Origin of the sequence: Shewanella sp. 8A, assembly GCF_023475945.1 — a bacterium.
Taxonomy (GTDB): Bacteria; Pseudomonadota; Gammaproteobacteria; order Enterobacterales; family Shewanellaceae; genus Shewanella; species Shewanella xiamenensis.
In genome coordinates, this window is the sequence record NZ_JAMDJP010000028.1 from 1 (window position 1) to 15191 (window position 15191).

Below are 15191 nucleotides of genomic sequence, written 5' to 3' on the forward strand. Positions count from 1 at the left end.
TAATCATACTTTTTCAGTATGTGTAGATTTAAATTTAAGCAATATTAAATATACAGATTTTTATGCGGTATTTTTGAGTGTTTAATGTTGAAAATATCTTAATGAAAGGATTTAAGAATGGTTTTATAAAGCTGTTATAGCCTTTATTAAATTTTTGAGAGTTCTTTTTACTTTGTCAGTCTAAAGTTTTGTGAGTGAATTGATGGTGTGGATTTTAATTTGAAAAGGAGTGAATATAAATTCACTCCTTATTTTATTCTGTATGTTGTGTTATTAAATTTTTATTTAGTACGTTAAGTAGCCAAATACACTTACCGTATTTTATGCCTATTACTTAAGTTCAACTATAGTTGTGTCAATATTGGCCATTGGGTTGGGTAGATAATGAGTCAGATACCGAACAGCGACGTAGGCAACGACGACAGTGGCGACACCGAGTTCAAAATCTGCCAACAACCTTACCCATTGAGTGAGATCGGCCATTTGACTAAATTGCTCAAGCCAGTGAGCGGTTTTAAAGAGTGCTGTAGCACCGATCACCATGGGGAAAGTAAAGGCTGCATAACCAGGGCTAAAGGGCAATTTAAGTAAATGGAAAAAAGCAAGGTAGATAACCGCTGTCATTAAGATGGCAATACTTGCCAATAAGGCGACTAAGGCGATTGATGGTTGCTCACAAACCGTTAAATAGCCTGCAAGGGATAAACTTGCGGGAGCAGCAAGGATGGCAATAGTGGGCTTAGCTGCGTCAGGAATCGCTTGACAAAAGATCAAGCGATAGAGCATCAGTGGCAGCATGACTAAATAGGCGATCATACCGAAGGCTAAAATGGTGTTAACTAACCAAGGTTCACCATTGCTGGGGAAAGACACAGCAGCCACTATGATGCCAATGGGTGGCACAAACCAGCTAGGCACCATATGTTCGAGTTTGAAGTCGATAGCACGATAGTAGATAAAGGCGCCTAAAAATACGATATGAATCGCAATGGCGGCTAACCAAAGGGCTAATCCCGCATGGGGAAAATAGTGACCGAGCAGGTTAGACACTACCATTAATGCCATGGCAAAAGTCGGTATTACGCTGCCGACGACGGGATGGCTAAGTTCATTTTTGAGCACTGTAGGATGCAGCAAAAACTTACCGGCTAGCATTAGTAACAGTGCTGAGGCAATAATTGCACCAATTAATTGACCCCAGCCATTCAGTGAAGGCATTACACTTTCCCAAGTCCACCCTAAGCTTGCGATTGCGAGTGCGAGTCCGCCCATAGGGCTAGGTAATTTTGCGGCCTGTGCGGTCCAACGTTTACGCTTTGAAGTCATATTACTTACCTCTCAACACTGACATTAATTCGATGTATCTATTTGTTAATGTCAGTGTATGACTAAGGTGTTAATAAATAAAATTGATTAATTTTATCCATTGATTCAGTTTTTATTAACTAGCAAGGTTTTCGTTTACAACGAAGCAAAGTATGCCCAAGCCCAATATTGTCAGTATCCTCATCGACGTATAAACCTGCTTGATGCAGCAAGGCCATCAAGTCCTTAGAGTGGTACATTCGACTATTGCCATTGGCCATTGCGGTGAAGTACAAGCTCGTGGCGTTAACACAATAGGCCGAGGCGGCAGAAGGCTGTCTATCCCAGAAGGTTTCGACAATAAACAACTGACTATTGGCTGTCATCGCATTTGCGGTGCGTTGCAAAATGCTCAAGATTTGCGCCTTAGAGAAGCAGTCAAGAAACTGACTCATCCAATAGGTATCAGCACCTTCAATAAAAGGGCGCGACTCATCGAGTAAGTCGGTGGCAAAGGTATGGACTCTATCGGTAACGCCATGTTTTGCAGCATTTTCTTTGGCAATGGCTAATTGCCCTGGAAAGTCCATCAGGGTCACTTCAACCTTAGGATCGAATTTGCAGCAGCTTAGAGCCCACTTTCCGGTGTTACCACCAATATCGACTAAGTGTTTTGGACTATGGGCAAAGACTAAGGGTAAAAGCTGCGGAAAAGCATGATCAGAATAATAATGATCAAATGCAAACCAACTCTCTTTTGCGGCGTGAGGCAGATCTTTCAATGCGGGATAGATAGTTTGCCAGTCACCAAATACACTCAGCCCCGCGGGTTTACCAGTGAGTAGCGCCTTATCCAGCGTAAATAATCCCTGATAACATACATCCTGCACAAAGTTGAGGTTGATTGCTGCCATATCATCATGCAGTAAAAAATGACCTGTTTTATCGAGGACATAGGCGTCTTCGTTAAGCCATACCAGCCCCATGCTTAGTCCCATATCCAATAACACCCCAAGGGCGTATTCACTCAACAGGTTCGTTTGGGCTAATTTCGCTAAGGTCACCCCTTGCTCACCAGCCTTATCAATAGTGGCGAGCACTTCAAATTTGAGTAGACAATGCGCGACCTGAAAACTCACGGGTCCAAAGGCAATTTTCTGTGCCTCAAACTTAGCATCAAAGGCGCTTAGCGCTTTTGGATTTTGGTAAAAAGACATAAAAGACTGACGTTAATCTTGGAGAGGGCTATTTATAGCGGACTGAATTGTTAAAGCTAGCATTGCACGGAAAAACTATGAACTGTGTCCAATTTCACCAATAAATCAGGCTCTTGATAGAAACAATATTCGTTCGAAAGAGATATGCATGGCAAGAATTAACTGACAGACATAAAAATACCCAGACGGAGCTGGGTATCTTTATCAACAAGCGATGAGATTACTGAATATTTTCTTCGTCGCCAAATTGGCCTTGGAACAATACTGATGATAAGTAACGCTCGGCAGCCGAAGGCAGGATAACCACAATGTTTTTATCCGCAAACTCTGGCAGGGCAGCGATACGGTTCGCCGCAACCACAGCTGCACCAGAAGAAATACCGACTAAAATGCCTTCTTCTTGCATTAAGCGGCGCGCCATGTCGATGGCTTCATCGTTGGTGACGGTTTCAACGCGGTCGATTAACTCAAGATCTAAGTTACCAGGGATAAAACCTGCGCCAATACCTTGGATTTTGTGCGGACCTGGTTGCACAGGTAATCCCGCTAAGGTTTGAGTGATAACCGGTGAATCTGCGGGTTCTACTGCAACAGAAGTAATGGCTTTGCCAGCCACTTTCTTCAGGTAACGGCTCACGCCTGTGATAGTACCGCCAGTACCTACACCCGCAACAAACACATCCACAGCACCATCTGTATCGTTCCAAATCTCTGGACCTGTGGTTTTTTCGTGGATTTCAGGGTTAGCAGGGTTATTAAATTGCTGCAGCATAATGTATTTTTCAGGCGCTGATTGACGGATTTCTTCCGCTTTATCGATAGCACCTTTCATGCCTTTTGCGCCTTCGGTCAGCACTAGGTTTGCACCTAGTGCTTTAAGCAGTTTACGACGCTCTAAGCTCATAGTATTTGGCATAGTTAACGTCAGCTTATAGCCACGGGCGGCTGCCACATAGGCTAAGGCAATACCAGTATTACCTGAGGTAGGCTCAATCAGTTCGTGATCTTTGGTGAGCAGGCCTTTTTTCTCGGCATCCCAAATCATATTGGCACCGATACGGCATTTGACACTGAAACTTGGATTACGTGCTTCGACCTTTGCCAGCACTTTACCTTGGCTTACGCGGTTTAAACGCACTAACGGGGTGTTGCCAATAGTATATGAATTGTCTTCGAAAATTTTGCTCATGGATTGCTTGCTCCTATGTTTGCACTATTGAATCATAATCGCCTGTGGCGCATTTAGAAGTGATTGTTTGTTCTTCTTTATTCGATTTGGTTATTAAAGATAATCCTGTTATTCGCAAAGCCCAATTGGCTGTGGGTTTAACTGTGTTAACCTCTTGCTAACATCAATAAAAAATTACGCGTATAAAAGAATAACCACTTGATGTTTCACTTATAAAACCGCTATCGGAACCGGATTGCCACACTATGAAGCAACAACAAACGGACTTGGGCAAAGATCCAAGAACTATGGTCACCCCTAAGGCATTCACTATTGCCGAATCTGTGCTTTACACCCCGTTAGCGACGCCATTAAGGCGGGCGCTGGCGATGTTAATCGACGGATTATTCATCACTATTTTAGCCGAACAAATGGATTGGCTGTTTGTTCTGCTGGTGGTGGGGATTATTTATATTGAGAAACGCAGTCGCCAATTTGGCCGCGTACTCAAATGGGGCCTCTATGCCGCCATGCTGGGATTAATGCTCTTTAGCTCGGCGGGAAATTTGTGGGATTTGCATCAATCCAATCAATCCACCCGCGACAAGGTCTCCGCGCCCCAGGATAGTAAGACTGTTGTTAAGGCGATTCCAGATCTTGTCTCCCTCGGACTCTGTGAAAATACGGATTGTGCCCGTGAACAAATCCGTTCTTTGCAACAGACGCTCGAAACTCAGACGCTGGAAAATGTACCCATTGAGGGCATGTCGGCAGCTGAGCGCCGCGATATGGTATTAGATACTTTAGCTAGCACGGATTTATCCGAGGCTGATAAAACGCAGTTACGTGATGAAATCATGGCGGGCACTCTCTGGCCCGAGGTGAAAGTGTTTGAAGTCACTCTCGATTCAGCCACGGATTCAACAACACCATCACAATCACCAAAGCCAAGTCATTTGCTTGATGACAAGCTTGAACGTAGGGCGAACCCAGTGTCTGAACCACAAGCCGATGGATTAGCTAACGCGCATACCGATAAACAAGCCGCAGATGAAGATCTTAATTCCGTGCGTCAAACGGAAAGTAACAACACCGAAAACGCCGATGAGGAGGAAAGTGATACCCGCAGTGTGCTGGCGTGGATTAAAGGCTTTATGAGCGATATGGGCTTAGGGTTTGGTTGGGCGGCATTTTACTTTACCGTGTTTACCGCCAAATTTGATGGTCAGACCTTAGGTAAAAAACTATTAGGTATTCGCGTTATTCAACTTGATGGCGCTAAAATCAGCCTTTGGACCGCTTTTGGCCGTTATGGTGGCTATGCGGCGGGCTTTACGACAGGCTTACTTGGCTTTATCCAGATTTTTTGGGATGCCAATCGGCAGGGGATCCAAGATAAAATATCCTCCACAGTCGTGATAGACTTAGCGCAAATGCATAAAAAGCAACAATTAGAGCAGCAACAGGCGCAGGCTGAACACGCATTAGCCGCCGTGCCAACACAGAATAATGCGACGTCTGCTCACCTTACAACAAGCACCCGTTCGGAGCACCTATGAAACAGGTCGTTATTTCTGGCAGCGGTTTATTTACGCCGCCACACAGTATTTCAAATGAAGCTTTGGTGGAGAGCTTCAACGCCTATGTCGATATGTTTAACCTTGAAAATGCAGGATTAATTGAGCAGGGCCATGTCGCGCCGCTGTCTTATTCTTCCAGTGAGTTTATCGAGAAAGCCTCGGGCATCAAGCACAGATATGTGATGGTTAAAGACGGTATTCTCGACCCTGAAATCATGATGCCGCTTATTCCTGAGCGCAGCAGTGACGAGTTATCCATGCAGGCCGAAATTGGGGTTGAGGCGGCATTGGTGGCACTGAAACAAGCGGACGTGAAGGCCGATCAAATCGATTTAGTGATCGTTGCCTGTGCTTATACGCAGCGCGCTTACCCGGCGATGGCGATTGAAATCCAGCGGGCACTCGGTACTCGTGGCTATGGATATGATATGCAGGTTGCCTGTTCTTCGGCCACCTTTGCCATTGTGGCTGCCGCCAATGCGATTGCGACGGGCTCGGCTTCACGGGTGTTAGTGATTAATCCCGAAATTTGTTCGGCACAGGTGAATTACCGTGACCGTGACAGTCACTTTATCTTCGGGGATGTCGCGACCGCTATGGTGCTTGAAGAGCAAAGCCTAGTGGCCGCGAGTAAAGGCTTTAACATTGTTTCAAGCCGTTGTTTTACCGACTACTCGAACAATATTCGCAGTAATTTTGGCTTTCTCAATCGCTGCGATCCAAGTTCGGCGCATCAGGCAGATAAGCTATTCCACCAACAGGGGCGCAAAGTCTTTAAAGAACTGTTGCCGATGATTTATCAGCATTTAGATGAGCATCTGGCCGAGCAATCCCTCACGCCGCAGTCCTTTAAGCGTTTGTGGTTGCATCAAGCCAACATCAATATGAACCTGTTTGTGGTGAAAAAACTGCTAGGGGATGAGGTGACGCCCGATCAGGCGCCCGTGGTGCTCGATGAGTATGCCAATACCGCCTCCGCAGGCTCTGTGATTGCCTTCCATAAATATTCCGCTGACTTTAATGCGGGCGATTTAGGGCTATTAAGCTCTTTTGGTGCGGGTTACTCCATCGGTAGTGTGATTTTGCAAAAACGCTAAATCGACAAAAGCCCCATTGCCAGCAATGGGGCTTTTGCTTTTATATCAGCACATTGGGTTAAACGGCTTGATGCCGTACCTTAACCGAAAATGCTTTTAATCAGACAAGGCAGTTAACAGCCTTAAAAACAGTTTTTTAAAGCCTCAGTTGCAGTACGAGAACCTGTCACCATGACGCTTCTTTACCCTGATTCGGATATTCCGTTCCATCCCAATCCTGGCTGGTTTCTTGGCGCCTTTAATTGTTATGACCGCGAGGAAACGCTCGGGGAAACACTCAATCGTTACGATCCTTTAGATCCCGCGCAGCTGCAAGCGCTGTACGATGCTTATGTATTTGATGAGTTTGGTGAGCAGTTGGGATTTACCTCTGCCCACAGGGTCGCGATGGCGACGAATCTAATCGCTGCGCTGAGTGAGGCAAAGCATGATTTTGCCGCCTATTTAGCGATTGATGAGAGCGAGGAGGAATGGTGTTTTCCTTCAACGTGGGCATTCCCGCGGCCACGCTATCCCTTTGAACAGGCGTATCTTGCGCTGCTGCGGCATTGGGGAGTGGAGCTCACCGCAATGGGGATTGCGCTTCCCAGCCCAAGCTTATTGGGGATCCATGAGTCTTAGCTAGAATTCTGATTTAAGCCCACAAGCCTTGTTGTGGGCTTTATGCTAAACCTTTCTGCCTAGAGCAACCAGGCGTAGCTTAGCTTCATAAAATAGGTCTTCTCGTCCCGAGTGAGCCGCGTGAGTTCATCATCCGAGGTTAAACTGTCGGAATAGCCCAAATAGAACACGCTCTGGGGATTAAGTTTGTAGCCGTAGAGGATTTCATTGCCTAAGTGCGCCGCTTCGCTATCGGGCGACGAATACAAATACTGCGTAAGATTACGCTCGATTTGGGTGTAAATGCTCGATAGGCGAATAAAGCTGTGCAGACTCAGTTGCCAGTGCAGGCGCACATCCGAAAGGTTTGCGGTAAAGAGTTTATCCTGCTCGATTTCCATTTGTTGGTACTGGTGAGAAATTTCTACCGATAAACCGTTGGCAATTTTCCAATTGAATATCGGATTGATTAAGGTGTTGGTGCCTAATCTATCATTAAGAAAATCAATCTCATCGCCGTAATGGATCTCCAGCTCAAGGCTGAGGGCTGAAATCGGCGTAATGGCTCCGTAAAGCCAGCCTTGAGTTTCCTCATATTGATTGCTGTTACCTATTACGGCGAGTTGCGCTGTATTATGGCGTGGTCCGACCCGCTCACGGGTTTCTACCCCAAAGGACAATTCACTTTGTAGTGCGCCATACATTTCCCAAAAGATCTCAAATTCTTGCTCGAGTAGCTCTCCCGCTTGATTGTGGGTGATATCCCAGTCACCACCAAATTTTATCTTGTTAAACACCACTTGCGGATACCAAATTAAGCCACCGCCAGCCATAAAGGTGCGATAGTCAATTTTCTCTACAAAGCCCAAATCGGCACGAAAATTAGGGGAAACATCGTGATATTCGCTGTAGGCAAACCAATCGCGGGCATTGCGTTCATAGGTCAGTTGATACAAGGCGCCACTAAAATCCTCATCTGATTGGCTACGTAATACTTGTTCATTCACTTGGCATTGGCCAAATTCACAGTTTAAGGGCGTTTGACCGCAGAGTAGCCCTTCTGTCAGTTCTCCCTCCACATTGCCACAAAATTGTTGGTATAGGGCTGTGGGGTAACGTGTCTGGGAATGGGCGACCTGAGCAGTAAGTATATCTTGCTCAGTAGGCTGGTATTTGGCATCTAAACTTATGACATAATTGTGGTAATCATTATTATCATCGGTTTGTGCAGCAAATTCAGTCAGTTGATTGTCGGCACTGCTCTTAGCCGTGATAAGACCCCCAAAGGAAAAGGTTTTATCCATATCGAAGCGGTAACGCGCAGCCAGATTGAGGCTTTCCTCTGCTAATGAGGCGACCTCTGAACTTAAATTACCCGGCATTAAAAAGGTGGCTTGGCTGTCATTGGCGGCCAGCAGTGCCCAAGTGTGTTGCTCGGTTTGGCTGGTGAGTTTGAGGCCATAATCCGGCGATACGATATTGCGGGTATGTAGCAGATTCACTTGGGTATCGAAGTAGTCTTTATTATCGAGGAAGAAGGGGCGTTTTTCGTCGTAAAACAATGCGAAAGTACTGTTAATATCGAGCTGACCCGCATCGGATTCGACTTGAGAGAAATCGGGGTTAATGGTTGCATTCAACAAGGTGCGGGCATTCATTCCCCAGCGTAAATCAAACCCCGGTTCATAGTCCGTATCTGTTTGCCAACCATGTGCAGTTTTATGTTCATTGCGAGTTGCTACAAAAGCGGGAGTAATTTGCAGATCTTGCCCTTGCTTGGCGGAGGCTAAGCCTGTGGCGACACCGAGCTGACAGAGCTGGCAACTGATGTTGCGGTCAATTTTATGGGTGGAGAGACGATGGTTTTCATTACGTGGATAGTAGCGAATAAGCTCAAATCCCCAGTCTTGAATGGGCTTTTTATCGTCAAAGTTGAATAGCCGTAATGGCAGTTCGACTTCCACTTGATAGCCATCGGCGGTGATTTTACCGGCGGTTTTCCAAATGCCATCCCACGCTTCGCTCTCTTCGCCCGTGAGTTCATTCTCTATCGAGTCTAGTTGCACGCCCAGCGGGTTGATAAAAAACTGATAGGCCAAGCGTGCGTTATTGAGGGTATCGAGTTTGATCCTCACCAGATCATCACCCCAGAGATTATCCCTGTCCTTGAGAGTGGCACGAATGCGTTGAGGTTGACTGTCTTTGGCGATAAAGGCCACAAATAGGCTGGTTTGGGTGGCGTAGATTCTGGCCTCGGTATAAACCGGAACGGCAGTGTTTTCTCCGGGCTGAGTCTCATAGCGTAACTCGGCCAGCGCCGCGTGCTGCCACACTGCCTCATCAAATTCACCATCAATCTCGGCGGCATCAGTTAAGGTTGGAATTGTTAACTGAAATTGGCTAACTGAGCCGGCTTGACTCGGTAAGCTCAGAAACATCATGCTCGATAGCAGAAAGGGGAGAAACGTCTTCAACAACAGGGCCCAAAATAATCCATAAATTACGCGCAGTGTGCCAGAAGTTTTGAGTTAACAAGAATGAGTAATTGTTACAAGGATTGTATTTAAATTGGATTGAGTTAGAGCAAAAGCGCACTGGATGGCATGCATCCAGTGCGATAAGGATGATTATTCAGGTGCGACCACAGGATTACGGTAGGCTTCACGGTACTTATCGACCCACATGGCGGTGGCACCACAAATAGCCACAGGCATCACAATAAAGTTCACCACAGGGATCATCGAAAACAGTGTCACTGTTGCGCCAAAGCTGAAACTGGTGCCGCGGGTTTGATTCAGTGCAAAGCGCATATCCTTGAAGCTCACCTTGTGGTTATCGAAGGGATAGTCGCAGTATTGAATCGCCATCATCCAAGCACTGAATAAAAACCACAGAATAGGCGCCAAGGTTTGCCCGACCATTGGCACTAAAAATAGCAGTAAAAATACCAATGCACGGGGCAGATAGTATTTAAGTTTGATCCATTCACGGCCAAGAATGCGCGGTAAGTCTTTGACTAAGTCCATGCCTGAACCGGTATGCATGGGTTTGCCGGTTAATAGTTGTTCAACCTTTTCGGCCAGTAAGCCATTAAAAGGCGCGGCTAGCCAGTTCATCACTGAGCTGAACACAAAGGCTAGCATCACCAACATAGTGACAACCGCCAGCGGCCAGAGCAGAAAGTTAAGCCAGCTTAAGTATTCGGGGAGCTGGGCATTCATCCAAGTAAAGAGCAGATCGAGCTGACCGACAGCCACATAAATCACGGCGGCAAAAAGTAACAGGTTAATCATTAAAGGAATAAATACAAAAGTACGAAGACCTTTACGTGTGATCAAACCAAAGCCATCGAGAAAATAATTCACACCACTTTTAGCCTGTGAGGGCGAGGGAAATTTCTGTGTCATATCGTCATTCCAAAAAGTTGAGATACAGCGCGGGAGACAGATAACTGCGATTGTGATCAACTCGTCGCGAGATGACAAGCTAAAAGCCGCATGAATTCAATAAAAAGCGTTACAAAATGCGGCTTGCTTTGTTAAAGTTGGCCTCAGAATTCTATGACACGACTCGGGCTAATATTGGCCTGCACCGATATCTGCCATCGCCCTGATGGCTTTTTAAACTGAGACGCGCTAACTGGCACTATGAGATTAAAACAAATAAAACTTGCCGGCTTTAAGTCGTTTGTCGATCCCACCAAAATTCCGTTTTTACAGGCATTAAGCGCCATTATTGGCCCTAATGGCTGCGGTAAATCGAACGTGATTGACGCCGTGCGTTGGGTGCTAGGCGAAAGCTCGGCAAAGCATTTGCGCGGCGACTCCATGAGTGACGTGATTTTTAACGGCTCCAGCGCCCGTAAACCCGTGTCTGTGGCGGGCGTTGAACTGGTGTTTGAAAACAAAGAGGGCCGCCTAGCGGGCCAATACGCCTGTTATGAAGAAATCTCGGTCAAGCGGCAGGTGAGCCGCGACGGCGAGTCTTGGTATTTCCTCAACGGCCAAAAATGTCGCCGCAAAGACATCACCGATCTATTTATGGGCACCGGGCTTGGACCGCGCAGCTATGCCATTATCGAACAGGGCACGATTTCACGTTTAATCGAATCTAAACCCCAAGACTTACGTACTTTTATTGAAGAAGCGGCGGGGATTTCTCGCTATAAAGAACGGCGGCGTGAAACGGAAAATCGTATTCGTCACACCCGTGAAAACTTAGAGCGTTTAGGGGATATTCGCAGTGAGTTAGCCAAACAACTGGAAAAGCTCAGTCAGCAGGCTAAAGCCGCAACACAATATCGCGAGCTAAAGCAGGCCGAGCGTAAAACCCATGCTGAATTGCTGGTGATGCGCTACCAAGAACTGCAAAGCCAGATGACGAGTTTATCGGAGCAGATTAGCTCGCTTGAGCTGCAACAAGCGGCAGCGCAATCCTTAGCGCAAACGAGTGAGCTAGAAAGCACTGAGCTGCAAGTTACGCTTTCACAGTTAGCCGAGCAAGAGCAGCAGGCGGTCGAAGCCTATTATCTAACGGGTACTGAAATCGCAAAGCTTGAGCAACAGTTACAGAGCCAAAAGCAGCGCGACGCCCAGCTACATACTCAGCTCGAGCAATTAAGCGAGCAAATCACCCAAAACCAAGCCAAATTAGCCGCTTATCAAGCCAGTTTTCAAGCGCTGGAGGCAGAGCTTAGCCAACTTGCGCCGCAACATGAATTGCAGCAAGAAATGCTCGATGAGCTTCAAGTCCAATGGGAGATGAGTGTTTCGCGCAGTGAGGCACAGAGTGAAAGCGCCAGAGTGCTGGCGGCGGCCGCCGCTCAGCATAAGCTGCAATTAGAATTACACCGCAGCAAACTGGCGCATCAGCAGCAATTAAATGCCCATAAAACCCAGTTACATCAAGAACAACAGCAAGAGTTAGCCTCACTCAATGAGCATGCCCTTGAAGATAACAGCGCATCACTCAATGACGAGATTACCCAGTTAGAGCAAGCATTAGCTGAACAAGTTGAAATTAATCAAGAGTTTGAATCCACTCTGGCTACCGATACTCACGCGTTAGATTTGGCGCGCGGTGAGTTTGAGCAATTATCGCAGCGTTTAACTTCGATGCGGGCGCGCTTCGAACTGGTTGAACAATGGCTGGCAAAACAAGAAGAGTTAAGTGATAAGCCGCAGCTGTGGCAAAGTATTCAAGTGGAAAATGGCTGGGAAGCCGCGGCAGAGCTGGCGCTGCAGGGATTAATGACGCTGCCCGTGGGCGTTGACGCCAATGAGATAGGGTTTTATGCCGATGCAGCCTTGGCGGCGGATGCGCATCTCGATGGTTCTCCCATCTTAGGGGCAAAATTGAACCTTGCCCCTTGGCTTAAGAGACTTAAATGGGCCGATAATCTGGCCAGCGCACAAGCACAAGTGGCGAGCTTGGCGGCCGATGAGCGAATAGTGACCGCTGATGGTTATCTGCTCGGCAAAGGTTTTTTGATTGCCAAACAAGACAATAGCCAATCGTTAGTGCAACTGAGTAAAGAACAAACTCAATTAAGCGAAGCGATTAATGAGTGTGAGCAGGCGCGGGTAATACAGCAGTCAAAGCTCGATGCGTTGGCGCAGCAATTAACCCAAGTACGTGACAGCTTAAGCCAAGGTATCAAACGCTTACACCAGTTACAGCTCGATAAAGCCACCAAATCTACCCAGCTTAATAACGCAGAGGCCCAGGCCAAGCAGCGCGAAGTTAAACGGGGACAACTAGCAGAAACCGTTGCGCGAACGCGCAATGAGTTAGCCGAGCTGGCTGAGCAGTTAATGCTGCTTTCGGAACAAGAGGATGAATTGGCGGAGGCGCTAGCGTTAAGCCTTGAGAAACAGCAACAACAAAGCCTTGAAGCCCAAGGGGATTTAGCCCGTCACCAAATGCTAAAGGCACAAATTAGCGATGCCGAGCGCCGCTTAGCGAGTCTCAATGCCAGTCTGCAATCGGTCACCACTCGGATGGCGGTGAGCACAGAACAAATTGAATTACAGCGGGTACGTGTCAGTGAATTAGTCCACTCACAGGAAACACTGTCAGCCCAACTTGCCAGTGTTGTCGCACAGCAGGGTGATCAGCAAACGGCAAAGCTGAGTGAACAACTGGCGCAGCTACTCAATCAGCAACAGAGTCAGCAACAGGCACTTAAAACGCTCAGGGCACAACAAAGTTCGCTCACTGAAACGCTAAACAGTATAGGATTAAAGCAAAAACAAGAGCTTGGTAAGCTTGAGGGCTTGACTCAAAGCCTCAGCACGTTAAAGTTACGTCGTGAGGGATTAAAAGGGCAGGCTGACAGCCAGTTGGCAGCCCTGGCGGAACAGCAAATTGTGCTTGCTCAGGTGATTGATTCACTGCCTAGCGATGGTCAGCCAGACAAGTGGCAGCGTGATTTGGATCAGATCCGCCAAAAAATTATCCGTTTAGGTGCGATAAACCTCGCGGCGATCGAAGAATTTGAGCAACAAAGTGAGCGAAAATCCTATTTGGATCATCAAGATGAAGATCTCAATAAAGGGCTTGCAACACTAGAAGAAGCCATTCGTAAAATCGACAAGGAGACCCGCACCCGCTTTAAAGCCACATTTGATGCGGTCAACGAGGATTTAGGGCGATTGTTCCCCAAGGTGTTTGGTGGCGGGCGTGCTTACCTTGCGCTAACGGAAGACGATTTATTAGAAACGGGCGTGACCATCATGGCCCAGCCGCCAGGTAAGAAGAACAGCACAATCCATCTTCTTTCCGGTGGTGAAAAAGCCCTAACGGCTTTATCATTGGTATTCGCGATTTTCAGGTTGAATCCAGCTCCCTTCTGTATGTTAGACGAAGTGGATGCGCCCTTAGACGATGCCAACGTAGAACGTTTCTGCCGATTATTGAAGGAGATGTCGCAGAGCGTACAGTTTATCTATATCAGCCATAACAAAATTACGATGGAGATGGCTGATCAACTTATCGGTGTGACTATGCATGAGCCGGGTGTATCCCGTATAGTCGCAGTAGATTTAGAGCAAGCGGTGGCGATGGCCGACGCGTGATAACTAGAAGAAAGACAGGGTAACCAATGGAAGATTTGCAACTAGTTTTGTTCGTTTTAGGCGCCATAGCCATAGTTGCTGTGCTGGTGCATGGATTTTGGTCTATCAGAAGACAACAGCCTAAGTCATTGAAAGATAGTCCGATGGGCAATTTCTACAAAAAGCAGGCAGAGCGTGGCGAGGCTGCCCCCAAGCGTATCGATGCCGATGGTTTCGACGCCGATGGTATTGGCGCCGTCAGAGTTCGTAAAGCGAATGAAGCTCATACCCCAGAGGCACCTGCGTTTAACCCTTATTTAAAGCAAGAAGCCAAAGCACAACCGCAACCAGTGGAACCCGTTCAAGTTGAACCTAAACCACTGTTTAAGCAAGAACCAAGCATGGCGCAGCCCGACTTTAATTTGCAATCACCGAGTGTGAAAGAGCAACACCGCGGCCCTAAAGCATCGCGCCAAGAGCCAGTATTGCAAAGCCATACAGCGCATTTAAATCAAGCTCACGTTGGCCAATCCCATGCGGCGATAGTGGCGCAAAAGGCGGCTGAAGAGCAACGTGCCCAAGTGCAAATGCCTACCCAAACCGCGTTGTTTGATGATGAAGAGGCGTATGAAGAAGAGCAACCTCAAGCCGTTGAACAGGCCGATGATGATTTAGGTGAACCACGCGACGTATTAGTGCTGCACGTAGTGGCAAAAGAAGGTCAGCAACTTAATGGTGCCGAATTATTACCTTGCTTTTTAACCCTTAACTTTAAATATGGCGATATGAATATTTTCCATCGTCATGTGGATAATGCGGGTAATGGTAAGGTGTTGTTCTCCATTGCTAATATGGTAAAACCTGGTGTTTTTGACCCAGACAATATGGAGCAATTCAGCACCCAAGGCGTGGTATTCTTTATGACTTTACCTTGCTACGGTGATGCGCTAATGAATTTCTCTATCATGCTTAACTCGGCGCGCCAATTGGCGGATGATATCGATGCGGTTGTGCTTGATGGTCAGCGCCAACCTTGGGGCGAGTTTACTAAGCAAGATTATTTACACCGCATTCGCGCAAACGCTTAATGCACCGCCGCGAGACCGCGGTGATGGACAGATGGGGCCGCTAAATGCGGCCTCATTTTTTGCAACTTTTTGATGCTTAAG

At 47.1% G+C, this 15191-nt stretch carries 10 protein-coding genes; 5 read left to right on the plus strand and 5 right to left on the minus strand.

Annotation, left to right across the window (positions count from 1 at the left end; genetic code table 11):
* Positions 1–330: 330 nt before the first annotated feature.
* The 3 genes from M0413_RS17705 to cysK all read right to left on the minus strand — a co-directional run bounded on the left by M0413_RS17705 (position 331) and on the right by cysK (position 3711).
* On the minus strand, positions 331–1326 hold the full coding sequence (locus M0413_RS17705; RefSeq protein WP_249555098.1) for a TDT family transporter: 996 nt from the start codon (positions 1324–1326) through the stop codon (positions 331–333).
* 119 nt (positions 1327–1445) lie between these two features.
* Positions 1446–2522 (minus strand): methyltransferase, encoded by a 1077-nt coding sequence (locus tag M0413_RS17710; protein ID WP_069455210.1) that lies wholly within the window; start codon positions 2520–2522, stop codon positions 1446–1448.
* A gap of 220 nt (positions 2523–2742) precedes the next feature.
* Positions 2743–3711, minus strand: coding sequence for a cysteine synthase A (gene cysK / locus M0413_RS17715; RefSeq protein ID WP_011622282.1), 969 nt, complete (start codon positions 3709–3711; stop codon positions 2743–2745).
* Between the two features lie 245 nt (positions 3712–3956).
* On the opposite strand from cysK, the gene M0413_RS17720 reads away from it, so the two are divergent.
* The 3 genes from M0413_RS17720 (at position 3957) to M0413_RS17730 (ending at position 6988) form a co-directional block, all read left to right on the plus strand.
* The gene (locus tag M0413_RS17720; protein ID WP_249555100.1) at positions 3957–5249 is read left to right on the plus strand and encodes an RDD family protein; all 1293 of its coding nucleotides are present in this window, start codon (positions 3957–3959) and stop codon (positions 5247–5249) included.
* Positions 5246–6367, plus strand: coding sequence for a beta-ketoacyl-ACP synthase III (locus tag M0413_RS17725; protein WP_249555102.1), 1122 nt, complete (start codon positions 5246–5248; stop codon positions 6365–6367). The genes M0413_RS17720 and M0413_RS17725 overlap by 4 nt, the downstream gene beginning before the upstream one ends.
* Positions 6368–6538: 171 nt before the next feature.
* The gene (locus M0413_RS17730; RefSeq protein WP_140906620.1) at positions 6539–6988 is read left to right on the plus strand and encodes a hypothetical protein; all 450 of its coding nucleotides are present in this window, start codon (positions 6539–6541) and stop codon (positions 6986–6988) included.
* A 59-nt stretch (positions 6989–7047) separates the two neighbouring features.
* Here M0413_RS17730 and M0413_RS17735 read toward each other — a convergent pair whose 3' ends face one another.
* Positions 7048–9408: a carbohydrate binding family 9 domain-containing protein gene (locus M0413_RS17735; protein WP_349628477.1), complete on the minus strand. Its 2361-nt coding sequence runs from the start codon at positions 9406–9408 to the stop codon at positions 7048–7050.
* A gap of 186 nt (positions 9409–9594) precedes the next feature.
* Entirely contained in the window at positions 9595–10374 is a 780-nt protein-coding gene (cysZ, locus tag M0413_RS17740; RefSeq protein ID WP_037426752.1) for a sulfate transporter CysZ, read from the minus strand.
* Between the two features lie 240 nt (positions 10375–10614).
* On the opposite strand from cysZ, the gene smc reads away from it, so the two are divergent.
* Complete coding sequence (gene smc, locus M0413_RS17745; RefSeq protein ID WP_249555106.1) at positions 10615–14043, plus strand: chromosome segregation protein SMC; 3429 nt, start codon at positions 10615–10617, stop codon at positions 14041–14043.
* Positions 14044–14069: 26 nt separating this feature from the next.
* On the plus strand, positions 14070–15110 hold the full coding sequence (gene zipA, locus M0413_RS17750; RefSeq protein WP_037419838.1) for a cell division protein ZipA: 1041 nt from the start codon (positions 14070–14072) through the stop codon (positions 15108–15110).
* The last annotated feature ends 81 nt before the right edge of the window (positions 15111–15191 follow it).

What these genes read in the sequence shown, in the direction of transcription:
- M0413_RS17705 (WP_249555098.1), bottom strand. Translation starts at nt 1,326, where the DNA reads ATGACTTCAAAGCGTAAACGTTGGACCGCACAGGCCGCAAAATTACCT.
- cysK (WP_011622282.1), bottom strand. Translation starts at nt 3,711, where the DNA reads ATGAGCAAAATTTTCGAAGACAATTCATATACTATTGGCAACACCCCG.
- zipA (WP_037419838.1), top strand. Translation starts at nt 14,070, where the DNA reads ATGGAAGATTTGCAACTAGTTTTGTTCGTTTTAGGCGCCATAGCCATA.
- M0413_RS17725 (WP_249555102.1), top strand. Translation starts at nt 5,246, where the DNA reads ATGAAACAGGTCGTTATTTCTGGCAGCGGTTTATTTACGCCGCCACAC.
- M0413_RS17710 (WP_069455210.1), bottom strand. Translation starts at nt 2,522, where the DNA reads ATGTCTTTTTACCAAAATCCAAAAGCGCTAAGCGCCTTTGATGCTAAG.
- cysZ (WP_037426752.1), bottom strand. Translation starts at nt 10,374, where the DNA reads ATGACACAGAAATTTCCCTCGCCCTCACAGGCTAAAAGTGGTGTGAAT.
- M0413_RS17720 (WP_249555100.1), top strand. Translation starts at nt 3,957, where the DNA reads ATGAAGCAACAACAAACGGACTTGGGCAAAGATCCAAGAACTATGGTC.
- M0413_RS17730 (WP_140906620.1), top strand. Translation starts at nt 6,539, where the DNA reads ATGACGCTTCTTTACCCTGATTCGGATATTCCGTTCCATCCCAATCCT.
- M0413_RS17735 (WP_349628477.1), bottom strand. Translation starts at nt 9,408, where the DNA reads ATGATGTTTCTGAGCTTACCGAGTCAAGCCGGCTCAGTTAGCCAATTT.
- smc (WP_249555106.1), top strand. Translation starts at nt 10,615, where the DNA reads ATGAGATTAAAACAAATAAAACTTGCCGGCTTTAAGTCGTTTGTCGAT.